Raw genomic sequence first — 20,613 nt, 5'->3', positions numbered from 1 at the left:
CCCGGAGAGAAGCTCGTGGAACTGATCAACGCCACTCGCATGGTCGCCAGCTACAACATGGGCCTGGAGCCCAGTGGGCGGGAATCGCTCGTGGTGGTCATCAAAGGTACCTTTCGCATGCCGCCGCCCGATGCGCCCGCCGGTCATTTCGCGTTGCACGAGGAACAGGTGCCGCTCGTGATGGCCGATACCTTTACCGGCGAGCCGGGACTCTCCGCGCCGGTCTATGAGGTCGACTTCGCGCCGCACAAGCAGCGCTGCGACATCCTGTTGCTGGGCAGCGCCTACGCACCGCAGGGGCGACCCGCCACGCGGATCGAGGCCGGTGTGCGCGCGGGCAATTGGAGCAAGAGCTTGGCGGTTGTCGGTCCGCGCCACTGGGAATGCGGGCCGCTGGGCGCTACGGCCTCGCCGCCCGGCGTGTTCGTGCAGCAGCCGCTGTCGTACGACGTTGCCTTTGGCGGCGCCGACCTCCGGCATGAAGATCTGTCGGAACATGCTGCTTTCATGCCCAACCCCGTGGGTCTTGGTTTCCATAAGCACATCCGCATGGACTGGGTCGACGGGACCCCATTGCCGCGCACGGAGGAAATCGGCCATGCGGTGCACGACCCGGGCGGCAATTACCGGCCAATGGCCTTCGGCCCCGTGGGGCGCGGCTGGTCCACTCGGTCGTGCTTCGCCGGTACCTACGATGACGAGTGGCTGGACAAGCACTTTCCGTTTCTGCCGCCGGATTTCGATCCGCAGTACTTCCAGGCAGCGCCGATGGACCAGCAGGTACCGCTGGAGCTGTTCCAGCAGGCACCGATCGATGTGGTGCTCGGCAATCTCACGCCAGAGGGCATCACGCGCTTCACCATTCCGCATCTGGTGGCGCCGGTGCATGTATTTCCCAGACACGGGGCGCGCGAGGACTACACAGCCACGCTCGACACGGTGGTGATCGAGCCCGATGCGCAGCGCTTCACGCTGTCGTGGCGAGTGACGAGGCCGCTCAAAAAGAGCCTGTTCGAGATCGCACAGGTGCTGGTTGGGAAGAAGGGACGGGAGTGGTGGCAGCAGCGCGAGCAGGTCCCTTTCCCGATTCCGGTTGTGATGATTCCGATGACCTCAGATGAGGTTGAAACCGAATGAATTCGCGTGCAATCGCCATTCTTCGCAGCGGCCTGGTGACGCCGGTGGGGCTGGACGCCGAATCGAGCTGCGCCGCGTTCCGGGCCAAGCTGGCGAACCCCGTCGAGACGCGCTTCATCGACGCGGGCGGAGAGTGGATCATGGCGCACGAGGTGCCGCTGGCGCCTTTGTGCCGCGGGCTCCCCAAGCTGACAAGGATGGCCGCCATGGCAATCGAGGAAGCGTTGGGAGAAGTGCCACGCAGCCAGTGGGGACAGTTGCCCTTGATCCTCTGCGTGGCGGAGCCGATGCGGCCCGGACGGACACCGGGGCTGGACGACGAGCTCTTCCTGCAGATACAGGAAGAGCTCGGCACTGCCTTTGCGCCCCAATCGCAGATCATCGCGCAGGGCCGTGTCGGGGTTGCCGTGGCGTTCGCGCAGGCGCGTGCGCTATTGATCGAGTCCGGCATGCCACAAGTGCTTGTTGCCGCTACGGACAGCCTGCTCTCATGGTCGACGCTGAGCCACTACGAGCAGAGTGATCGCCTGCTGACGGCCCGAAATTCCAATGGCTTCATGCCGGGCGAGGCGGCCGGCGCGATGTTGCTGGGTGAACCGGAGGGAAACGCGGGAGAACTGCTCTGCACCGGCGTCGGATTCGGTCTCGAAGAGGCTCATGTCGAAAGCGAGGTGCCGCTGCGCGCCGAGGGGCTCTCCCAGGCTGTCAAGGCTGCGCTGGCCGATGCGGGGTGCCAGATGCATCAGATGGACTTCCGCATCACCGATCTTTCGGGAGAACAGTACTACTTCAAGGAGGCTGCGCTGGCACTCTCGCGCACGTTGCATGTCCGAAAGAAGGAGTTTGACATCTGGCATCCCGCCGAATGCACTGGCGAGATCGGCGCCGCGGTAGGGCTCGCCATCGTTTCTGCGGCCCAGGCTGCCTGCGAGAAACAGTACGCCAAGGGGCCGAATATCCTCGCGCACTTGGCCAACGACGCGGGGCAGCGAGCGGCGCTCTGCCTGCAGTATCGGATGCCGGTATGAGCAACCAAGTCTATGCCAACAACATGGAGATATCGTGCAAGCAGGCGGCGGGCAAGTCGGTCTGCGCGTTCCCGGATGTGTGCTTCACGCCGCCGCAGACGCCGGCAACGCCGCCCGGCGTGCCGATCCCGTATCCGAACACCGGCATGGCCACCGACACGAGCGATGGTTCGACGACCGTGCAGATATCAGGCCAGGAGGTGATGCTCAAGAACAAGAGCTATTTCAAGAAAAGCACCGGAGACGAGGCGGGATGCGCGCCCAAGAAGGGGGTCGTGACCAGCAAGAACATGGGGAAGGTGTACTTCAACGCGTGGTCGATGGACGTCAAGGTGGAGGGCGAGAACGTTGTGCGCAATGTCGACCTCACCACGCACAACCATGCATCGTCGCCGGGGAATGCGCCGCCCTGGCCGTACATCGACGAAGCAGCGTTTGCAGGCACCGGTCCATGCAAGGACGTGGCAAAGGCACTGACGGATAAATGCGGGCCTCCGCCCAAGCCGCACCAACGCAAGGGCTGGGTCAAGAAAATGTGCGACAACCCGGACTCCTCGTGCCGAGACGCCATGAAGTGCGTCCTGTCGCCTTACGCCCCAAGCGCCAAGCACAGCGATGGAAAGAATTCGCAAGGCAATTGCTGCCCGGGAAAAACGCCGCATCACCTGATCGAGGTCCATTGCTTTACGCCGATCGGCGGCAGAGAAGGAGGACATGTCATGTCCGAATTCAAGAATGCAAGCGGGGAGGGGTACAACCAGGGAGCCGCTCCATGTATGTGCGTCGATGGTCCACGAGAGGCCAAGCAGCATGGTGAGTTTCATGCGGTGCAGCAGCAAATCGAAACGGCCTACAACAAGCGCCTTTTTGCGCCCAAGACAGTGATGAGCGACGGCAAAGGCATCTCGAACTGGACCTATGGCGAAGCCAGGGATGCGGGTGTCGCTGCCCAGACGATCGTCATGCCCGAATGCGACCCGGAATGCACCAAGGCGCAACTCGACGACTATCACAAGAAGCCTCCGCCGGATGGCCCCGGATGCGATGAGCACACGCCGGTGCGATCGGACATGGGGTCCGATGGCCGCTCGACGGGTACGTTGAATTCCGGCCAGGAGGCAAAACTTGGCCGGCGCTTGCTCACGGTGCTTGCCAAGGGCTTCTGATTTCAATCTTCAATCCGCATGCCATGGCCTCAGAATCCTTTTTTCTCCAATTCGGTCCTGGTCTCGTTGAAAACGATCACTCGGTGAGGGTGATCTGCGAGATCGAGGTCGATGACGGCAAGCAACCGGCGCTTGCCCGTTGGCATGGGCCTCAAGCGGGTTGGACTTTTTTCCCGATGCAGTGGATGCCGGTCCGGCTGGCGCAGCTCGAACTTCCGCAACCATGTGTCTTCGCACTCGGCGGCGACGGAACCGTCGGTCTCGGCTACGGAGGGTATTCGGAGGAGAGCATCAACACGACGGACACCGGGCCTCGGGGACGAGGCCCGCTTCGTGTTCTCCGCGCGATCGCCGGGCGTTTGTACGCGGCCGGCATGGGCAGACAGGTCTATCGAAGGGCGGATGCAGGTGTCTGGGAGGTGCTGGACCCGCCAAAGGTGCCAGTTCCGGGCGAGATCGACATATGTGGCTTCACGTCGATCGACGGCGTGGATGAAGACGAGATATGGGCTGTCGGATATCGCGGTGAGATCTGGCGTGCAAGCGGCTTGCAATGGTCGGAGATGGCGAGTCCCACCAACTTGACGCTCCATGTCGTCAGGACTTTCAAGAAGCACCTCGTATTCGCAGCTGGAAAGATGGGGCTCGTTCTCGGTTTTGTGGATGACGCGTGGCGCGTCCTTGCGCAGATACCAGGCGGTGAGGACATCTGGGATCTCGAATGGTTTGGCGGGCAATTGTTTGCCGCTACCTCGACGCGATTGTTCAAGCTCCTGCCCGACGCGACGTTCGAAGAGGTTGCCGTTCCCGGGCTGACTTCGTTTGGATACCTTCATGCCAACGATGGCGTTCTGTGGTCGTTCGGCACGCTGCAGCTCGCCTGGACGACCGATGCCATTGTGTGGACCGCGCAGACCCCGACCCTGTGAACACAGCCCACCCGATGTTTGCGGCTGCTCGCCCTTCCATCCCTTTCGTCGTGCAGCAGCACCTCGACAACGCCAGTGTGCTGCGCTCGACACGCGCGGTGCTGGTCCGCGCCCCGCATGTCCAGTTGCACCGGCTGAGCCGCCTGGACGAGCGCCTGGCGGCGAGCCTCGATGGACTGGCGATCGCCGGCGACTTCGCGCGCGGTCTCTGCATGGCGGCCCTCGAAACCCCGGGGCGGGGAGCGATGTTCGCGAACGCCATCGGTGCCATCGACACCCGCGACCCCGCGCTGCTCGAAAGACTGCTGTCGCTCGCAGAAGCCGTGCCCGAGGCGCGGGTCGGATTGGTCTCCGCCTTCGGCTGGGTGCCGGCCCCCGAGTTGCGCGGCATCACCCGCGCACTGCTGGATTCGCCGCATGCCTTTCGCCGGGACATCGGCCTGGCCGCATGCGCCATGCATCATGCCGACCCGCAAACTGTGCTCGAAACCGCCATGGCCGATGAAGAGCACTCCGCGCAGGCCATCGTTGTCGCCGGCAAGCTGGGCCGCATCGATCTGCTGCCCGGCTGCCTGGGCGGGCTGATGCACGAGGACGCCCAGCACCGCTTCGAATCGGCCCGCGCAGCGCTGCTGCTCGGCGACCGGCAGGCCGCGCTCCGAACGCTCGTTGTGCTCGCGGGGGAGGGCGGTCCTTGCCAGCCGGCAGCTGCGATGCTGGCGCTCAAGGTCCTCCCTGCCGAACAGGCCCATGCGCTGCTTCAGTCGATTGCCCGGAAGGAGGACTCGGTCCGCATCCTGATCCGCGGCATCGGTGCCGCCGGTGACCCGCACTACGTGCCCTGGCTCATCGCGCAGATGGGCGACCTGAAGCTCGCGAGGCTGGCCGGCGAATCCTTCAGCACGATCACCGGGCTGGACCTCGCCGCCGAAGATCTCGAGCTGAAGCCTCCGGAGAACCCGGTGGCCGGCCCCAATGACAACCCGGACGACGAAGACGTTGCCATGGACGAGGACGAAGGCCTTCCCTGGCCCGATGCCGAAAAGATCGATGCATGGTGGCAAGCCGACGGACACCGCTTTCCGCACGGCATCCGATGCTTCGTGGGCGAACCAGTCACGCAGGGGCACTGCCTCGCCGTGCTCAAGACGGGGTTCCAGCGCCAGCGTATCGCCGCCGCCGAGCACCTGTCGCTGATGGCGCCGGGCAGGCCGCTGTTCAACGCGGCAGCGCCGGCCTGGCGCCAGCAGTGGCTCTTGTCGCAGATGGAGGCGTAGCCATGCAGGCTCGGTACATCCTTGCCGCGCTGGCCGTCGCCTTCCTGATCGCGGCTGCGATGCGCCGGGTGCGCAACACGAGGCGCCGCCCCGATCCCGCCATCCGCACCTGCCTCCTCATCGCCCTCATCTTCACCGCCGTCGCCGCCTGGCTGCAATGGCATACCTCTTAAGGCGAGATTGCCAACCCGCTCCACGGAATGAATACTCCTTCTGAGTTTTTTCGCCCGTGCATGCGCGGGCTGTGTTCGGGCGTAGAAGGGCATAGAGCCTCGGGGGCAGATTCATGATCCATATCGCTGTCATCACCCGGCAAGGCGCTCCGGCGGGGCAGCCCATCGCTGCCGATTTCGGGCCCAACGGGGGCACCATCGGGCGCGCCGACACCAACACGCTGGTGCTCGACGATCCGGACCGCACGGTTTCGCGCGTGCACGCGCAGGTGCTGTGCCGCGACGGCCAGTACTTCGTCATCGACCGCGGCAGCAATCCGATGCAGTGCAACGGCGTGTCGCTGGGCTCGGGCAAGGAGGCTCCGCTCGCGGATGGCGCGCGGCTGATCGTGGGCAGCTTCGAACTCAGCGTGCGCATGAGCGCGGCCGCGCCGCCGGCATTGGCCATTCCCAACACCGTGATGTCGGCGCCGCTCGGCGCCGCCCCCGCGGCCAGCACCAGCGACGATCCCTTTGCCGACCTGCTTGCGGGGCTCGGATCGCCCGCGCCTGCCGCGGCCCGTGCATCCGGTGCCAGGGCGGCCGCGCCGGCAAGCGCGGATCCGCTGCTCTTTCCCGACCCGATGGAAAGCGGCTCGCGCAACGCGCAGGCCGCGCAGGTCGATCCCTTCGCCAACCTGCTCGGGCCCACGCCGTCCGCTGCGCCGGCCGCAGGCTTCGGTGCGCTCGACGATTTCTCCGACCTCGGCGCGCCGCCCGCGCACGGCAAGGCCGCCGGCATCGACGAGCTCTTCGGCGGCATGGGCGGTGGCGGCGGCATCGGCGGCGATCCGCTCGCGCTGTCGCCGCTGGCCGACCCGCTGCTGCAGCCGAACACGGCTTCGTCCGCCGATCCGCTGGCCGCATTGCAGAGCGCGGCGCCGCCCACGCCGACGCCGCGCTCCGATCACCTGCCGATCGACCAGTTCGGCTTCACGCCGCCGAAGGCGATCACGCCGGTTCCGGCCGCCGCGCCGGTGGAAGCGCTGCCGCGCTTCGACGACATCACAGGGCAGCCGATACGCATCAGCGGCCCTGAGGTCGCGAGCCGGCCGTTCGAGCCGCTGCCGCCACCACCACCGCCGACGCCAGCGCCAGCGCCCGTCCAGCGGGCGCCCGCCGCAGCGCCGCGCACCGCTTCCGACGACGAACTGCTCGCCGCCTTCCTGCGCGGCCTTGCCAGTACGCACCAGCCGCCCGAGATGCTCACGCCCGGCCTCATGGAGCGCATCGGCTCGATCCTGCGCAGCGCTACCGAAGGCACGCTGCAGCTCCTGCTCACGCGCCAGGAGTTCAAGCGCGAGGTGCGTGCCGAGGTCACGATGATCGCGGCGCAGGCCAACAACCCGCTCAAGTTCTCGCCCACCGTCGAGGTCGCGCTAGCCCACCTGCTGGGCCCGGGCGTGCGCGGCTTCATGCCGCCGGAAGCTGCGATGCGCGATGCCTTCAACGACCTGCGCGCGCACCAGTTCGGCGTGATGGTGGGCATGCGCGCGGCGCTGGCCCATGTCATTGCGCGCTTCGAGCCCGAAGAGCTCGAGAAGAAGATCAGCGCGAAGTCGGCGCTCGACACGCTCTTCAGCGCCAACCGCAAGGCCAAGCTCTGGGACCAGTTCGTCGCGCTCTACGGCGGCATCGCGAGCGAGGCGGAAGACGACTTCCACAACCTCTTCGGCAAGGCCTTCCTCGAAGCCTATGAAGAGCAGATGGCGCGCCTCAAGTCGGACACCTGAAGAACGCTCTCTCAGGCACCACTACAACAGCACCAGCAAACGCGAGGCACCCCGCTTGGAAATCGAAATCGTCACGCTGTCCCGGCAGGGCGGCCGCAACTACAACGAAGACGTCCACGGCCACTGGCACGACGAGCGCTACGTCGCCTGCCTGGTGGCCGACGGCGCCGGCGGCCATGGCGGCGGCGATGTGGCGGCGGCAACCACGCGCAGCAGCGTGCTGGGCGGCTTCTCGGCGGCGCCGGGGCTGGACGAGTTCACCTTGCGCACGCTGGTCGAGCAGGCCAACCGCGACGTGGTGGCGCGGCAGTCCGAAGGCGGCAAGCTTGCCGGCATGCGCTCCACGGTGGTCTTCGCGGCCATCGACCTGGAGAGCCAGGCGCTGGCCTGGGTGCACAGCGGCGACAGCCGCGCCTACCTGTTCCGCGGCGGCGCCATCGTGGCGCGCACCACCGACCACAGCCTGGTGCAGCAGATGGTGGCCGGCGGCATGCTCGACGAGGAAGGCGCGCGCCTGCATCCGCAGCGCAACATGCTGCTCTCGGCGCTCGGCTCGATCGAGGAAGCGCCCGACATCACGGTGTCCGACCGCATGCGCCTGATGCCCGGCGACGTGCTGCTCCTGTGCAGCGACGGCGTGTGGGAGCCGCTGGGCGACGAGTGCCTGGTCGACACGTTGCACGCCTCGCGCACGCCCAGCCAGTGGACCGAGCAGCTCGACGCGCAGATCAAGGCGCACGCCAAGCCGGGGTACGACAACTACACGGCGCTCACGCTGTGGGTGATTCCCGATGACATCGACGACGCCACGCGCCTGATGCCGGCGGCCGAGGAAGAGACGATGCCGGCGTCGATCGAGGAACCTTCGGCGGCGCCCGGCAAACTGCCGGATTGACGAACCGGGGCCGGACCCGCGGGAATCTAGCCGCCGTTCAATCCCACGGCAGCGTCCACGATGTCCTGCAGCTGCGCGATGACCGGCTTGCCGGGGCAGGGCTTCGACTTGGTGAACATCGCGTGGTACGACAGGCCGCTGTCGTCCGGCGTGGCCGCGAGCTTCAGCGGCACGCCGTATTCCCCGTTGAGCCACGCGAGCAGATAGCCGTTCATGCGGATCTGCATGTCGGTGAGCGTCTCGCCGTGCACCGCGACGTTCTCCACGCTGTACCAGAGGTTGTCCACCTTCCAGCCGTCGACGGCCCAGGAGCGCTGCGACAGCGGAATGTACTGCGCGATCGTGCCGCCCTTGTCCACCGCGAAGTGGGCCGAGGCCGCGCGGTTTTCCCAGGTGGTCTTGAGCGAGCTGAGCAGGCTGTTGCCGTCGGTGATGTGGACGATCAGCCCCTTGATGCCGGTCTTCTTCATCAGGCCGGCAGCCCCCGGGCCGCCATAGTGCTTGCTCAGCGGGTAGTACTCATCCGCATAGGGGTGATAGTCGTTGTCGTTCCACTTGCTGCTCATGCTCGAACTCCTGTTCGTTGGCAGGTGTCAGGGCTTCTTCGGCCGGTACGCCTTGAGCTTGCCGCTCACCGTCACGTCCACCGTGACCACCACGAGAGCCGACTCCGTCTTGCCGTTGTCCTGCCGCTTCATCGGCTTGCGGGTGGTGGTCGAGGTGGAGCTGCCCTTCCAGCGGATCGTGCTGGCGCGCACGGGCTCCTTGTTGCCCTGGTGGTTCTGCTCCAGCACCGTGATGGCGCCGGTGCCCGGGTTCTTGGAGAGAATCGAGGTGTGGTGCGGATGGCCGACCGTTACGTAGGGGCTGTCGGTCCAGCCCGTGCCATCGGCAAAGGTGACGTCGGTGGTGGTGGTCGTCGTCATCTCGTAGTCGCGGTACTGCAGGATGTCGCCGGGAAGCGCATCCTTGAGCGCGACTTCGTTGCCCCAGATGTAATCGTCGTCGTCGCCCATCGGGCCGAAGTCCGACGAGGTGCCGGCGCCGGCCTGGCCGAGGGCCGAGTTGGCCAGGTCCCAGCATTCGCCCGCGCCGATCTGCTTGCCCAGCTGTGCGCTGGCCCACTGAAGGACCGTGGTGTTGAGTGTGGCCATCGCGTCTCTCCGGCTGGAAGGTCAATCAAGGGGCGGCCGCCGTCCACCGGGCGGCCGTTGGCGCAAGGCGCCTCAGACCTTCTTGTTGGCGGCGATGTCCCAGCCGGTTTCCTTGGTGCCGTCGCCGGAACCGTCGGCCTTCTGCGGCGTGTACTCGTACTTGAACTTCGAGAAGTTCAGCGTGATGGTCTCGGTCAGGCGGTCTTCGCCGCCGCTGCCGCCGGTGTGGATGTTGCTGACGATGATGTCTTCCATCGTGAGCTTGATGTACTCGAGCGGCGTGGCCCCGGCCTTGCGGACCACCAGCGTGCCCTTCTTGATGTGCTGGCCATTGCAGCAGTCGAGCAGCAGCAGGTGCGAGGAGGAGTCCACGTACTTGGTGACCGAGAGGTCCTGCACGCTCACCTTGCCTGCGCCCGAGCCGCCGCCCACGTGGCCGGTGCCCGATTGGCTGGCACCCCAGCTCCAGGAGAGAACGTCGATCTCCTTCTTGTGCGAATCGTCCTTGGATTCACCGTCGACGCCCTCGAGCTTCAAAAACATGTCTGCAGCCATGATGCTTACCTTTCAGTTGTGTGCGAGTCAGAGAAAAAAAGGGCTTCCGTGCGGTGCCTGGTCGGCGGTGGTGCCCGGGAGCTATGGAGAGAACGAGCAATGGGCCCCGTTTTCAAAGGCCCCCCGACGGCATATGCCGCCCGTTGCTACTTGCCGCCCTTGGCCGAGGGCAGCTTCGACACCAGCCGCAGCGACACCGTGAGGCCTTCGAGCTGGTAGTGCGGGCGCAGGAAGAACTTGGAGGTGTAGTAGCCGGGGTTGCCCTCGACCTCTTCCACCACCACCTCGGCCGCGGCCAGGGGCTTCCTGGCCTTGGTCTCTTCGGAGGAGTTGACGGGGTCGCCGTCCACGTAGTTCATGATCCATTTGTTGAGCCAGCGCTGCATGTCGTCGCGCTCCTTGAAGCTGCCGACCTTGTCGCGCACGATGCACTTCAGGTAGTGCGCGAAGCGGTTGCAGGCAAAGAGGTAGGGCAGGCGCGCCGCCAGGTTGGCGTTGGCCGTGGCGTCCGGGTCGTCGTACTCGGCCGGCTTGTGCAGCGACTGCGCACCGATGAAGGCCGCGAAGTCGGAGTTCTTGCGGTGGATCAGCGAAAGCAGGCCGGCCTTCGACAGCTCCGCCTCGCGCCGGTCGCTGATGGCGATCTCGGTCGGGCACTTCTGGTCCACGCCGCCGTCGTCGCTCGGGAAGGTGTGCAGCGGCAGGTTCTCCACCGCGCCGCCCGACTCGATCCCGCGGATGCGCGAACCCCAGCCATAGAGCTTGTAGGAGCGATTGATGTTGGTGGCCATTGCATAGGCTGCGTTGGCCCAGGCGTACTTGCTGTGGTCGGCGCCCGCGGTGTCTTCCTCGAAGTCGAACTCCTCCACCGGATTGGTGTTGGCGCCGTAGGGCGTGCGCGCCAGGAAGCGCGGCATGCACAGGCCCAGGTACTTGGCGTCGTCGGAGTCGCGCAGCGACCGCCAGCCGGCGTACTCGGGCGTGAGAAAGATCTTGGTCAGGTCGCGCGGGTTGGCGAGCTCCTGCCACGATTCCATCTGCATCAGGTTGGGGCTCGCGCCGGTGATGAAGGGCGCATGCGCCGAGGCGGCGATCTTGGACATCTCGCCCAGCAGCTCGATGTCGGGCGGGCTCTGGTCGAAGTGGTAGTCGCCCACCAGCGCGCCGAAGGGCTCGCCGCCGAACTGGCCGTATTCCTGCTCGTAGATCTTCTTGAACATCGGGCTCTGATCCCAGGCCGCGCCCTTGAACTTCTTCAGGCTCTTGGCAAGGTCCGTCTTCGAGATGTCCATCACCCGGATCTTCAGGTGCTCGTCGGTCTCGGTGTTGTTCACCATGTAGTGCAGGCCGCGCCACGCACTCTCGAGCTTCTGGTAGTCGGGGTGGTGGATGATCTTGTTGACCTGGTCGGTCAGCTTGGCGTCGATCGCGGCGATCATCGACTGGATCGACTTGGTCACGTCCTTGCCGATGACGGTGCTGTTGCTCAGCGCCTGCTGCGCGAGCGTGAGCACCGCGGCTTCGACGGCGCTCTTGGCTTCGTCGCTGCGCGGCTTGAATTCCTTTTGCAGGAGCGACGAAAAATCGCTGCCCGCATAGGCGACATCCTTGAGTGCGCTCTGCTCGAGTGCTTCGGCCATGGTGGTTCTCCTCGGGGGTCCGGTGTGTCGGGTGTGGGGGATCAGGCGGTCGGCTTGGCCGCTTCGTCGTCGGGCTTGGCGGTGGCCGCCAGCGACTGCAGCAGGGCCGGGTCCTCGAGCACCTTGGCCAGCAGTTCCTCGGCGCCGTTCTTGCCGTCCATGTAGGTCACGAGGTTCGACAGCTGGGTGCGCGCCTCGAGCAGCTTGTCGAGCGCGCCGACCTTCCTGGCCACGGCAGCGGGCGAGAAGTCTTCCATGTTCTCGAAGGTGAGCTCGACCTTGAGCTCGCCTTCGCCGGTCAGCGAGTTCTCCACCGCGAAGGCGGCGCGCGGCTTCATGGCCTTCATGCGCGAGTCGAAGTTGTCCACGTCGAACTCGAGGAACTTGCGGTCGGCCACGGGCGCGAGCGGATCGGCCGGCTTGCCCGACAGGTCGGCCAGCACGCCCATCACGAAGGGCAGCTGAATCTTCTTCTCGGCGCCGTAGAGTTCCACGTCGTACTCGATCTGCACGCGTGGCGCCCGGTTGCGGGCGATGAATTTCTGACTGCTCTTGGCCATGGCGATGCTCCTTGCGGGGGTAGATGAGGCGGTTCGATCAACAGGAAAAAAAAGGAAAGGGAAAAGCCGGCTACTCGGACGGACGCTTGCCGGTCACGGTCTCGATCGTGTCCAGCGCGCCGGGCGCGAGGTTGGCCATGATTTCGAGAAAGCTCACGCCGATGAGCTTCTTGGCGCGCTCGATCAGGAGCGGCGCGGGGTTGCCGGGCTCGGTCTGCTCGAGAAAGCGGATCACGCGGTCCAGCATCTGCAGCGCGTCCTGCCGGCTCTGGATCTCGCCGCGCATGGCAGCGGGCCGCGGCGCGCCGCCGGCCTGCGGCACATCGCCTTGCGCCTCTTCGGCGGTGCCGGCTTCTTCGGGCGCACCGATGGCAGCGCTGCACGCCTTCTGCAGCATGCGGCCGATGGCGCGCAGCGGGGAGAGGTCGATCGCGTCGGAGCGGCCGGTGCGCTCCACCAGCAGGGCCTGCAGCTTCTCGACCCCGCCGGGCACGCCGATGGCGGCCTGGATCAGCTCGGGCCGCTCGGCATGCAGCGCTTCGAGGCCGCCCTGGATCTGAGCCGGCGAATAGGTGGCTTCGCCGCCCACCGCATTCAATGCGTTGTTGGCCACCGCGATGTCGCGCACGCGGATCGCGCCCACGCCGGGTGCCATGCCCACCTGCGCGTCGTACAGGTCGCGCAGGACCATCGTCTCGTCGCCGAGCGGCGCGAGCGCGTTCAGGCGCATGGTGGGATCGTTGTCGTCCTCGGCATCGAGCTTTGGATGTATGCCGTCCCAGAACTTGTCGAGCAGGCGGGTGAGCAGTTCGAGCCCGGCAACGAAACCGGCAAGTCCCTGCAGCCGCGTGGAAGCACGCAGCAGCAGCACGGCGGCGCGCACGTCCTTGCTGCGGCGCAGGATCGCGTCGGACTGTTCGGCCACCTCGCGCCACTCCGGCTCCACCGCGGGGATGACGGTGTCGCCGAACTGCTGCTCGGGCTTGCCCTGCGCTGCGGTGGTGAGCGCGGTAAAGGCCGCGTCGTACTCCAGATCGTCGCCGCACGGCGAGGCCTCGCCGATGGGCGTGAGCAGGGCTTCGACAAGTTCGGTGGTCAGCATGTTGCCTGTTCGAGTTGGCTGGTGATAATCAAAGATGCGTCCGAACCGGTCAATGCAACGAAGGGAATAGCATGCGCACGCTGGGTACACACCATTCGTCCTATGGACGCTCTTTTGCTGCGGTCTCGCGGCGCCTTGCATTGGCCTCTGGCCTCGCATTGACCGGTGCCCTGATCGCAGGCTGCGCAAGCAAGCCCGTGGTCACGCCGGTGTCGATCACGCTCGCGGCCGGTGCCGATGCCAACCCCGATGCGCGCGGCCGCGCATCGCCGCTCACGGTGCGCATCTATGCGCTGAAGTCGCCCGGCCCCTTCGAAGGGGCCGACTTCTTCTCGCTGTTCGAAAAGGACCAGGCCACGCTCGGCGCCGAGCTGGTGCAGCGCGAAGAGATGCTGCTGCGCCCCGGCGAAAGCAGAAAGCTCGACCTCACGCTGCCGGCCGATGCCAAGGCCATCGGCGTGATGGCCGCGTTCCGCGACCTCGACCGTGCGCGCTGGCGCGAAGTGCGCGCCGTGGAGCCCGGCAAGCCGCAGACGCTCACCGTGACCTTCGGCGCGCGGCAGATCCGCATCGACAGCAGCAAATAAACCTCGCCTGCGGGCCGCTCGTTCACGCCTTCGCCGCGCTGGCGTTCGGCGCGCGGCCGGGCCGCGCGAGCGGCTGGTCGGCGGGCAGGAAGCGCTCGAACAGGTCGGTCACGAAGGCGCCGCCGGCCGCACCCGATGCGGCGGCCGTCACATAGAGGCCGCGCCATCGCGGGCCGCGCGAGCCGCGGCCATGGCTTTCGAACAGGGCCTCGGCCACTTCGCGCAATGCGGGCTGCAGCGCCCGCAGCGCCTCGATGAACTCATGGATCGCGAGCCGGCCCGATGCGCCCGGCTGTTCGCGCAGCAGCGCCATGCGCAGCGCATGCAGCTGGCGCGCCATGGGATCGAACAGGGCATCGAGCCGTTCGGCCGCGGTCTCGCCGTGGGCGGCCGGCCCGGCCAGGCGATGGCCGATCACCTGTGCGAGCACCTCGGGCGGCAGCGCACCGCGCAGCGTGGCATAGCCGGCCAGCTGCTCCAGGCCGGTCACGACCAGGTAGACCGGCAGCTGCAGGCGCAGGGTGTCCGCGGCCTCGTCGAGCAGCCGGCGCATCCTGCCGGCCAGCGGCTTCATGCCTGCGCTGGACGGGTGCAGCAGTTCGCTCGCCGCCACGCAGGCCACCACGCCGTTGATCGGCACGCGGTCGCGCCGCTCGGCCAGCGCGAGGAGCGCCTGGAGCCACAGCGCGCGCGTGTGCGGCGCCGCGGCCACGTCGCTGACGGCGCTCGGGTGCAGCTCGATGGCCGTCATCGAGCCGGTGAGCCACCAGCGCCAGTAGGGTTCGCCGAAAGGCTCGCTGCCCGAAGGTGCCAGGTGCTCGGCATGCGCCGCCGCCAGCAGCCCCGGCAGGTTGGCCGCCGCATCGCCGAGAAAGAGAAACCAGGGCACCGGCGCGGCTTGCTGGCACGATGGCTGGCGCAGGAACTGGCGTGCGTGCGACATGGCTTTCCTCATGGCCTCCCTCATGGATTCGATCGCGGCTTCGTCGGCTTCGGCCGCCGGCGGGCCGAGTGCGGCAATGCGCCGGCGCAGCGCGCGGCGGCGCGCACCGCGGCCCGCGTCGTGGACCGCGGCGTACAGCAGCGCAAAGCCGGCCAGGCACAGCGCGAGCAGGAGCCAGAAGAAATGGGCAGGCAACAACGCGGCGGGCATGCTGCGGCTTTCAACGTGCAGTGGTCTCGAGGAACTCGAAATCGGCAAGCAGCCGCTCGTTGCCCTTGTTGGCCGCGAGCACCTCGCGCAGCCGCAGCAGGTAGGCCGATGCGAGTTCGTAGGGCGGCCGGTCGGCCGCGCCGTCGAGCGGCGTGGGGGACGAGAGCGCCGTGACAAGCACGGTGCCGAAGGGCGGGCCCACCAGCCAGCTCGCCGGGATGTCGCGGCCCAGCTCCAGCTTCTCGCCGGCGCGCAGCCGCATCGGCTGGCCGGTGTTCAGGTGCATGACCGAACCGTCGGCGGTGTAGTAGTCGACCCACAGGTAGCTGTCGTGCCGGGGCGCGGCCACCTGCATGCGCACGTCGTCTCCTTCGCGCAGCCGGCCGTTGCGGGCCGTCACGGCCGTCACGTCCAGTCCGAGGGCCTTCTCGCGGTTGCGCAGCTGGTAGGGCTTCAGGATGGCGAACACCTCGCAGTGGGGCCACACGCGCAGCCTGACGTCGAAGGTGGGCGAGCCGCCATCGGGCAGCAGGCCGGCCACCTCGCGCTCCACCCGCTCGAGGTCGGCCGGCAGCGAGACGAAGCCGCTCACGTGCAGCCTGCCGCCCTTGTCGGCCGAAGCCGAGAGATCGGCGCATGCATAGCCTTGAAGATGCTGCTCGATGCGCTGCGCCGGTCCCGGCTCGCCCGCGTGCAGCCCGGCCGGCCACTGCCACCACAGCAGATAGAGCAGCGGCAGCAGCAGCGCGAGCGCCCCGAGCGCGCGCAGCAGGCTGCGGTCGCGGCGGTGCAGGTCGTGCGGGCCCGGCGGATCCGCCACGCCATAGGGCTGCGGCGTGATGCGGTCCTGCACCAGGCTGCCGAGCGCCAGGGGCCTGCGCCGCAGCTGGTGGCCGTGCAGCTCCTTCAGCTTGCCGAGCTCGCCGCGGTCGTCGCTCTCGAAGTAGTACTGGCCCTTGAAGCCGTGCACCAGCGCATGCCAGTAGACCTCGCGCAGCTCGTCGTCCTCTGCGCCCAGCGCCGACAGGTGGTGGAAGAACTCGCTGTGGGCGTTGTTCGAGTTGAACAGCTGCACCTGCAGCGGCGCCGCGCCCGCGGCCGCACCGGGATGGCGCGCCAGGATCTCGTCGATCCAGGCCACCATCGCAAAGACCGCCGATTCGACCTGCGCGGCGGGCTGGCCCGATGCGCAGGCGCGCGCCGCGTCGAGCAGCCGGCGCGCCTGTTGCTGCGCGGCAGCGTGCGAGGGCGGCGCGGCGCGGCCGGCCGCGATCGATGCGTCGAGGGCGAGGCCGAAGGAGACGAATGCGGAAAAACAGTCGAGCAGCCGGAGCATGGATGACCGCGCCCGCTCACCGCGCCTGCGTTGCGGAGGATGCCTTGCACCGGCGTCTGCTGCGATGGCACATCCCCATGTCCCCGGTTCCTTCGAGTAAGGATTCCATCTTCCGAACGCCGGGCGGCGGGCGCCATATCGCTTGGGGACTATGCCGTTCGTCGGGCAAACCGGCTTGCTGTGCGGGGCAATCGCCGGTATCTTCGGCATCCGCTGAGTTCAATGCACGCACGCTGGGACACCCGGGACACTAGGACATGCCATGAAAATTCTGATCGCCGACGACCACCGGCTCGTCATCGAGGCGGTCAAGGCCAAGTTGTCGGAGCTGGGGCCCGGCATCGAGTTCGTCCTGGCGATGAGCGTCGACGAATTGCTTGCCGGCGCCACCGACGAGCTCGACCTGGCCCTGATCGACCTCAACATGCCCGGCGCCGACGGCCAGGCGCACATCGACGAAATCCGCCGCCGCCATCCGGCCGTGCCGGTCATCGTGCTCTCGGGCTACGAAGACCCGGCCATCATGCGCAGCGCGCTCGAGCGCGGCGTGCTCGGCTTCATTCCCAAGGCCTACTCGCCCGAGGTCATGCTGTCGGCCGTGCGGCTGGTGCTGGCCGGCGGCGTGTACGTGCCGCCCATGATGCTCACGGCGCTGCCGCCCGGCATCGTGGCCGGCGTGGCGCCCACGCAGAACGGCGATGCGCGCTCCGCAGGCGCTTCTTCGCAGACGCTCGAGCACCTGCGCAGCGTGCTCACCGAGCGCCAGGTCGAGGTGCTGCAGCTGCTGTCGCAGGGCAAGCCCAACAAGCTCATCGGCCGCAGCCTGGGCATCAGCGAAGGCACCGTCAAGATCCACCTGGCGGCCATCTTCCGCGCGCTCAACGTGCGCAACCGCACCGAGGCCGTGGTGGCCGCGCAGGCGCTGACCGAGGCGCAGCAGGCCTGAGCCTGAGCTCAGGCTGCAGCGCGCAGCCCGGTGCCGGCCGGTTCCTCCTCCTGCGCATCGGCTCGGCCGGCCGCTGCCGCCTTCTTTCTCTCCTCGATCGCCTCGGCAAGAAACTCCGCATCGCGCGCCACGCCCGAGAAGCGGCCCGATCCCCAGGTGTGCAGCCACGGCAGCCCCAGGAAGTAGAGCCCCGGCACGCCCGTCACGCCGCGCTGGTGCACCGGCGCGCCGCGGCCGTTGAACACCGGCGCATCCACCCAATCGAAGTCGGGCGAGAAGCCGATGCACCAGAGCACGCTCGCGATGCCCGCCTCGGCAAGGCTCAGGCGCGTGCGCTCCTCGGGCGGCTCCCACACCGGCGTGTAGACCGAGGGCGGCGGCGCCTCGATGCCCCGGGAGGCAATGAACTTGTCGATCGAGGCGTTGATGCGGTTGTAGGTGGCGTCGGCGCTGTCCAGGTGCTCGCGCAGGTTGGGCTGGAACTCCAGCGTGCCGTCGCCGCCCAGGCCGGTCAGCAGGCCGTACAGCTCCATGCCTTCGAGCGCGAAGCGCCGCAGGTCGATGTCGCGGCCGCCGTCGCGTCCGGTCACGTAGTGGTTGGTGTTGTCGCGCACCCCCTCGCGCAGCGGATGCTCGGTCACGGGCATGTCGTAGTACTTCATGTCGGCGAGCCAGTCGACCACTTCGCGGCCGCGGTAGAAGCGGGCGCAGCGCGGCGCATCGCCGGTGGCAAGGTACACCTTGCGCCCGGCCAGGTGCAGGTCCTCGGCGATCTGCGAACCCGACTGGCCGCAACCCACCACCAGCACCGCACCCTCGGGCAACTGCGCCGGGTTGCGGTACTGCGCCGAGTGGTACTGCACCACGTGCGGCGGCAGCTTCTCGGCCAGGCGCGGCACGATCGGGCGGTGGTAGCCGCCGGAGGCCACCACCACCTGGTCGGCGGTGTAGAGGCCGGCGTCGGTCTGCACCATGAAGCGGTCGCGCTCGTCCGTGCCTGGCACGCGCGCCACGCGCTCGACGGTCACGCCCTCGATGGCCGGTGCCTTCACCTGCGCGACGAAGCCCGCGAGCCAGTCGTTGATCTGGTCCTTGACCATGAAGCCGTGCGGATCGTCGCCGCGGTAGGCCCAGCCCGGCAGCTGGCACTGCCAATTGGGCGTGACCAGGCAGAACGAATCCCAGCGCTGCGTGCGCCAGCTGTGCACCAGGCTGCGCTTCTCGATCACGAGGTGGTCGATGCCGCGCTGCTGCAGGCAGTGGCTCAGCGACAGGCCGGCCTGGCCGCCGCCGACGACGATGACGCTGTAGTGGCTGCGTCCGCCAAATGGATAGGACATGGGGTCTTCTTTCTTTCTGGATGCGGGGGCGTCAATCGAAGGCGACGACGGTGACTTGGGCATCGTCGGCGCCGGTGAAGCGGGCGGCGATGCGCTCGATCTCGGCGAGCTGGTCCATCGCCTGCGAACATGCGAAGCCATACTTGGCGCGCACGCGTTCGGAGGCGATGCCCAAGGCCTCGCGCGAGCGCTGCAGGAAGTCTTCGAGCGCATAGCGTTCGCCGGGTGCGAAGAAATCCTGCACCACGGACGATGGCGAGTAGCAGCGCGTTTCGCTGGCATCGGGCCAGCGCACCTGGAAGTGCATCACGGGCATGCGAGCGCCTCCTTCGGTGGCTGGATGAAGGCATCGCGGCCGAAGTCCCACAGCAGCGCCTCGTTGCCGCCTGCCTGCAGCCGCACTTGCCGCGTCGCATCGACCTCGCCGACCACCGCGCAGGCGATGTCGCGCGCGGCGAAGCGGCCGAGCACCGACGCAACCTGCGAAGGCGGCACGCTGAGCACGAATCCGTAGCTCGGAAAAGAAGAAAGCCAGCGCAGCAGCGGCACGCCGCCGGGCCTGGGCAGTGCATCGAGGTCGATGCGCGCGCCGACGCCCGAGCACTCCAGCAGCATCATCGCGGTGCCGACCGCGCCGGCCATGCTGATGTCCTTCGCGGCGCGGCACAGGCCCTCTTCCGCAATGGAGGGCAGCAGTTCGAGGTCCGCGCGCAGCCGCGCGGCCGGCGCCGTGGTCGACGCGTTCCAGTAGGGAAAGGGCTCCTCGTAGGCGCCGCGCAGGTCGGCCGCCATCACCAGCAGGTCGCCGGGCCTGGCGTCGAAGCTCGTGAGCAGCTTGCGTGCGTGGCCGAGGATCGCGACCGCGAGCTGCGGTCGTTCGCTGCGGTTGTTGCTGTGGCCGCCGACCACCGGCACGCCGTAGCGCACCGATGCCTCCGCCATGCCGCGCAGCACCTCGTCGGCCGGGTTCATGCCCGTACTCCACAGTGCATCGACCACCGCCGTCGGGCGGCCGCCCATCGCATAGATGTCGCTCACGTTCACCATCACGCCGCAGTAGCCCGCAAACCACGGCATGCGCACGATGAAGTCTTCCACCATGCCTTCGATCGCGAACAGCAGGTAGCCGCCGTGGCCGTCGGGGATGGCCGCACAGTCGTCGCCGATGGGCACGGCCTGCGCGAGCGCGGCATGGCCGCCGGGCAGCGACCGGCCGAGCGCCGACACCACGTCGCTGATGTCGCGCTTGTGGGCGAAGCCGCGCGTGGCGCGCAGGGCTTCGGCGATGGCGTGGACATCGGTCATGACAGCCCCTTCGCGCGCGTGACGAAGCCGCTCACCGGGTCGTGGCAGGGCGGGTAGAAAGAAAGCCCCGCCTGCATGCGTGCGTGCGGACGGCCGTGGATGGCGCTCTCTTCGAGCATCTGCCAGCCGAGCTTCTGGAACAGCGGCACGTTCTGCGTCTGCACCTGCGCGAAGAACGCATCGCAACCCAGCGCGTTGGCGCGCGACACCGCGAGCCGTATCAGCGTGGCGCCCAGGTGGCCCTGGCTGCGGAACGCGGGATGCACGGCCAGCCGCGAGCCCCACCATTCGCCCGGCGCCTCGCCGCGGTGGATGCGCACCGTGCCCACCACCTGCTCGGGCATGCCGGCGTTGCACGACATGGCGACCAGCAGCTGCGCATGGCCGTCGATGGCATCGCGGTCATCGCGCGCGAAGATGCCCTGCTCGATGCAGAACACCGCACGGCGCAGCGCCATGGCTTCGTCGCGCTCCCACTGCTGGGCCGCTTCGCGCACCAGGTATTCGACCGGCGCGTAGTGCGGGTCGAGCCCGCTGAGGTCGTCGATGCACAGCATG

The 20,613-nt window shown here is 67.6% G+C and carries 22 protein-coding genes; 10 read left to right on the top strand and 12 right to left on the bottom strand.

Annotated features, from left to right (window positions below; genetic code table 11):
* Positions 1-15: 15 nt before the first annotated feature.
* From VPA02S_RS09600 to VPA02S_RS09570, 8 genes are all read left to right on the top strand, one after another.
* Positions 16-1,137 (top strand): DUF2169 family type VI secretion system accessory protein, encoded by a 1,122-nt coding sequence (locus VPA02S_RS09600; RefSeq protein ID WP_012745701.1) that lies wholly within the window; start codon positions 16-18, stop codon positions 1,135-1,137.
* The gene (locus VPA02S_RS09595; RefSeq protein ID WP_062363569.1) at positions 1,134-2,165 is read left to right on the top strand and encodes a 3-oxoacyl-ACP synthase; all 1,032 of its coding nucleotides are present in this window, start codon (positions 1,134-1,136) and stop codon (positions 2,163-2,165) included. Before VPA02S_RS09600 ends, VPA02S_RS09595 begins: the two co-directional genes overlap by 4 nt.
* Entirely contained in the window at positions 2,162-3,331 is a 1,170-nt protein-coding gene (locus VPA02S_RS09590) for a PAAR-like domain-containing protein (RefSeq protein WP_012745703.1), read from the top strand. Before VPA02S_RS09595 ends, VPA02S_RS09590 begins: the two co-directional genes overlap by 4 nt.
* Before the next feature lie 23 nt (positions 3,332-3,354).
* Positions 3,355-4,260 (top strand): beta propeller repeat protein, encoded by a 906-nt coding sequence (locus VPA02S_RS09585; protein WP_018904079.1) that lies wholly within the window; start codon positions 3,355-3,357, stop codon positions 4,258-4,260.
* A gap of 50 nt (positions 4,261-4,310) precedes the next feature.
* Positions 4,311-5,537 carry a TIGR02270 family protein gene (locus VPA02S_RS09580; protein WP_244883421.1) on the top strand — a complete coding sequence of 409 codons (1,227 nt, stop codon included), beginning with the start codon at positions 4,311-4,313 and terminating at the stop codon, positions 5,535-5,537.
* 2 nt (positions 5,538-5,539) lie between these two features.
* Positions 5,540-5,710, top strand: coding sequence for a hypothetical protein (locus tag VPA02S_RS31960; RefSeq protein WP_169804832.1), 171 nt, complete (start codon positions 5,540-5,542; stop codon positions 5,708-5,710).
* 113 nt (positions 5,711-5,823) lie between these two features.
* A complete protein-coding gene (gene tagH / locus VPA02S_RS09575; RefSeq protein WP_062363563.1) occupies positions 5,824-7,482 on the top strand; it encodes a type VI secretion system-associated FHA domain protein TagH in 1,659 nt (552 codons plus the stop codon).
* 55 nt (positions 7,483-7,537) lie between these two features.
* Positions 7,538-8,377: a PP2C family protein-serine/threonine phosphatase gene (locus VPA02S_RS09570; RefSeq protein WP_018904083.1), complete on the top strand. Its 840-nt coding sequence runs from the start codon at positions 7,538-7,540 to the stop codon at positions 8,375-8,377.
* Positions 8,378-8,403: 26 nt separating this feature from the next.
* Here VPA02S_RS09570 and VPA02S_RS09565 read toward each other — a convergent pair whose 3' ends face one another.
* The 6 genes from VPA02S_RS09565 to tssA all read right to left on the bottom strand — a co-directional run bounded on the left by VPA02S_RS09565 (position 8,404) and on the right by tssA (position 13,388).
* Positions 8,404-8,943, bottom strand: a complete 540-nt coding sequence (locus VPA02S_RS09565; RefSeq protein ID WP_018904084.1) for a peptidoglycan recognition protein family protein — start codon at positions 8,941-8,943, stop codon at positions 8,404-8,406.
* Between the two features lie 27 nt (positions 8,944-8,970).
* Positions 8,971-9,531 (bottom strand): hypothetical protein, encoded by a 561-nt coding sequence (locus VPA02S_RS09560; protein WP_012745710.1) that lies wholly within the window; start codon positions 9,529-9,531, stop codon positions 8,971-8,973.
* A 72-nt stretch (positions 9,532-9,603) separates the two neighbouring features.
* Complete coding sequence (locus VPA02S_RS09555; RefSeq protein WP_012745711.1) at positions 9,604-10,086, bottom strand: Hcp family type VI secretion system effector; 483 nt, start codon at positions 10,084-10,086, stop codon at positions 9,604-9,606.
* Between the two features lie 146 nt (positions 10,087-10,232).
* Positions 10,233-11,726 (bottom strand): type VI secretion system contractile sheath large subunit, encoded by a 1,494-nt coding sequence (tssC, locus tag VPA02S_RS09550; RefSeq protein ID WP_018904086.1) that lies wholly within the window; start codon positions 11,724-11,726, stop codon positions 10,233-10,235.
* Between the two features lie 41 nt (positions 11,727-11,767).
* Positions 11,768-12,286, bottom strand: coding sequence for a type VI secretion system contractile sheath small subunit (gene tssB, locus VPA02S_RS09545; protein WP_062363560.1), 519 nt, complete (start codon positions 12,284-12,286; stop codon positions 11,768-11,770).
* A gap of 70 nt (positions 12,287-12,356) precedes the next feature.
* Positions 12,357-13,388, bottom strand: coding sequence for a type VI secretion system protein TssA (tssA, locus tag VPA02S_RS09540; RefSeq protein WP_018904087.1), 1,032 nt, complete (start codon positions 13,386-13,388; stop codon positions 12,357-12,359).
* 158 nt (positions 13,389-13,546) lie between these two features.
* On the opposite strand from tssA, the gene tssJ reads away from it, so the two are divergent.
* Positions 13,547-13,975, top strand: coding sequence for a type VI secretion system lipoprotein TssJ (gene tssJ / locus VPA02S_RS09535; protein ID WP_230537763.1), 429 nt, complete (start codon positions 13,547-13,549; stop codon positions 13,973-13,975).
* 22 nt (positions 13,976-13,997) lie between these two features.
* Here the strand turns inward: tssJ and VPA02S_RS09530 are convergent, their stop codons facing one another.
* Positions 13,998-15,128 (bottom strand): type VI secretion system protein, encoded by a 1,131-nt coding sequence (locus VPA02S_RS09530; protein WP_018904089.1) that lies wholly within the window; start codon positions 15,126-15,128, stop codon positions 13,998-14,000.
* Between the two features lie 10 nt (positions 15,129-15,138).
* Positions 15,139-16,464: a DotU family type IV/VI secretion system protein gene (locus tag VPA02S_RS09525; protein WP_026283929.1), complete on the bottom strand. Its 1,326-nt coding sequence runs from the start codon at positions 16,462-16,464 to the stop codon at positions 15,139-15,141.
* 262 nt (positions 16,465-16,726) lie between these two features.
* Between VPA02S_RS09525 and VPA02S_RS09520 the strand changes: the two genes are divergently transcribed.
* Positions 16,727-17,410, top strand: a complete 684-nt coding sequence (locus VPA02S_RS09520) for a LuxR C-terminal-related transcriptional regulator (RefSeq protein WP_012745718.1) — start codon at positions 16,727-16,729, stop codon at positions 17,408-17,410.
* Between the two features lie 8 nt (positions 17,411-17,418).
* On the opposite strand, the gene VPA02S_RS09515 is transcribed toward VPA02S_RS09520, so the two are convergent.
* Genes VPA02S_RS09515 through VPA02S_RS09500 form a run of 4 tightly spaced genes read right to left on the bottom strand, consistent with a single transcriptional unit; the run spans position 17,419 to position 20,612 of the window.
* Positions 17,419-18,750, bottom strand: coding sequence for an MSMEG_0569 family flavin-dependent oxidoreductase (locus tag VPA02S_RS09515; protein ID WP_062363558.1), 1,332 nt, complete (start codon positions 18,748-18,750; stop codon positions 17,419-17,421).
* Between the two features lie 31 nt (positions 18,751-18,781).
* Positions 18,782-19,066 carry an MSMEG_0570 family nitrogen starvation response protein gene (locus VPA02S_RS09510; protein ID WP_062363556.1) on the bottom strand — a complete coding sequence of 95 codons (285 nt, stop codon included), beginning with the start codon at positions 19,064-19,066 and terminating at the stop codon, positions 18,782-18,784.
* Positions 19,057-20,055: a sll0787 family AIR synthase-like protein gene (locus VPA02S_RS09505; RefSeq protein WP_062363554.1), complete on the bottom strand. Its 999-nt coding sequence runs from the start codon at positions 20,053-20,055 to the stop codon at positions 19,057-19,059. Before VPA02S_RS09505 ends, VPA02S_RS09510 begins: the two co-directional genes overlap by 10 nt.
* Complete coding sequence (locus VPA02S_RS09500) at positions 20,052-20,612, bottom strand: MSMEG_0567/Sll0786 family nitrogen starvation N-acetyltransferase (RefSeq protein ID WP_062363551.1); 561 nt, start codon at positions 20,610-20,612, stop codon at positions 20,052-20,054. Before VPA02S_RS09500 ends, VPA02S_RS09505 begins: the two co-directional genes overlap by 4 nt.
* Position 20,613 lies beyond the last annotated feature (1 nt).

Source organism: Variovorax paradoxus NBRC 15149 (assembly GCF_001591365.1).
GTDB lineage: Bacteria > Pseudomonadota > Gammaproteobacteria > Burkholderiales > Burkholderiaceae_C > Variovorax > Variovorax paradoxus.
This window is presented reverse-complemented; position numbering and strand designations above follow the sequence as displayed.

Coding starts and splice junctions, on each gene's coding strand:
- VPA02S_RS09595 (WP_062363569.1), top strand. CDS start 1,134: ATGAATTCGCGTGCAATCGCCATTCTTCGCAGCGGCCTGGTGACGCCG.
- VPA02S_RS09590 (WP_012745703.1), top strand. CDS start 2,162: ATGAGCAACCAAGTCTATGCCAACAACATGGAGATATCGTGCAAGCAG.
- VPA02S_RS09585 (WP_018904079.1), top strand. CDS start 3,355: ATGGCCTCAGAATCCTTTTTTCTCCAATTCGGTCCTGGTCTCGTTGAA.
- VPA02S_RS31960 (WP_169804832.1), top strand. CDS start 5,540: ATGCAGGCTCGGTACATCCTTGCCGCGCTGGCCGTCGCCTTCCTGATC.
- tagH (WP_062363563.1), top strand. CDS start 5,824: ATGATCCATATCGCTGTCATCACCCGGCAAGGCGCTCCGGCGGGGCAG.
- VPA02S_RS09565 (WP_018904084.1), bottom strand. CDS start 8,943: ATGAGCAGCAAGTGGAACGACAACGACTATCACCCCTATGCGGATGAG.
- VPA02S_RS09560 (WP_012745710.1), bottom strand. CDS start 9,531: ATGGCCACACTCAACACCACGGTCCTTCAGTGGGCCAGCGCACAGCTG.
- VPA02S_RS09555 (WP_012745711.1), bottom strand. CDS start 10,086: ATGGCTGCAGACATGTTTTTGAAGCTCGAGGGCGTCGACGGTGAATCC.
- tssC (WP_018904086.1), bottom strand. CDS start 11,726: ATGGCCGAAGCACTCGAGCAGAGCGCACTCAAGGATGTCGCCTATGCG.
- tssB (WP_062363560.1), bottom strand. CDS start 12,286: ATGGCCAAGAGCAGTCAGAAATTCATCGCCCGCAACCGGGCGCCACGC.
- tssA (WP_018904087.1), bottom strand. CDS start 13,388: ATGCTGACCACCGAACTTGTCGAAGCCCTGCTCACGCCCATCGGCGAG.
- VPA02S_RS09530 (WP_018904089.1), bottom strand. CDS start 15,128: ATGCCCGCCGCGTTGTTGCCTGCCCATTTCTTCTGGCTCCTGCTCGCG.
- VPA02S_RS09525 (WP_026283929.1), bottom strand. CDS start 16,464: ATGCTCCGGCTGCTCGACTGTTTTTCCGCATTCGTCTCCTTCGGCCTC.
- VPA02S_RS09520 (WP_012745718.1), top strand. CDS start 16,727: ATGAAAATTCTGATCGCCGACGACCACCGGCTCGTCATCGAGGCGGTC.
- VPA02S_RS09515 (WP_062363558.1), bottom strand. CDS start 18,750: ATGTCCTATCCATTTGGCGGACGCAGCCACTACAGCGTCATCGTCGTC.
- VPA02S_RS09510 (WP_062363556.1), bottom strand. CDS start 19,066: ATGCCCGTGATGCACTTCCAGGTGCGCTGGCCCGATGCCAGCGAAACG.
- VPA02S_RS09505 (WP_062363554.1), bottom strand. CDS start 20,055: ATGACCGATGTCCACGCCATCGCCGAAGCCCTGCGCGCCACGCGCGGC.
- VPA02S_RS09500 (WP_062363551.1), bottom strand. CDS start 20,612: ATGCTGTGCATCGACGACCTCAGCGGGCTCGACCCGCACTACGCGCCG.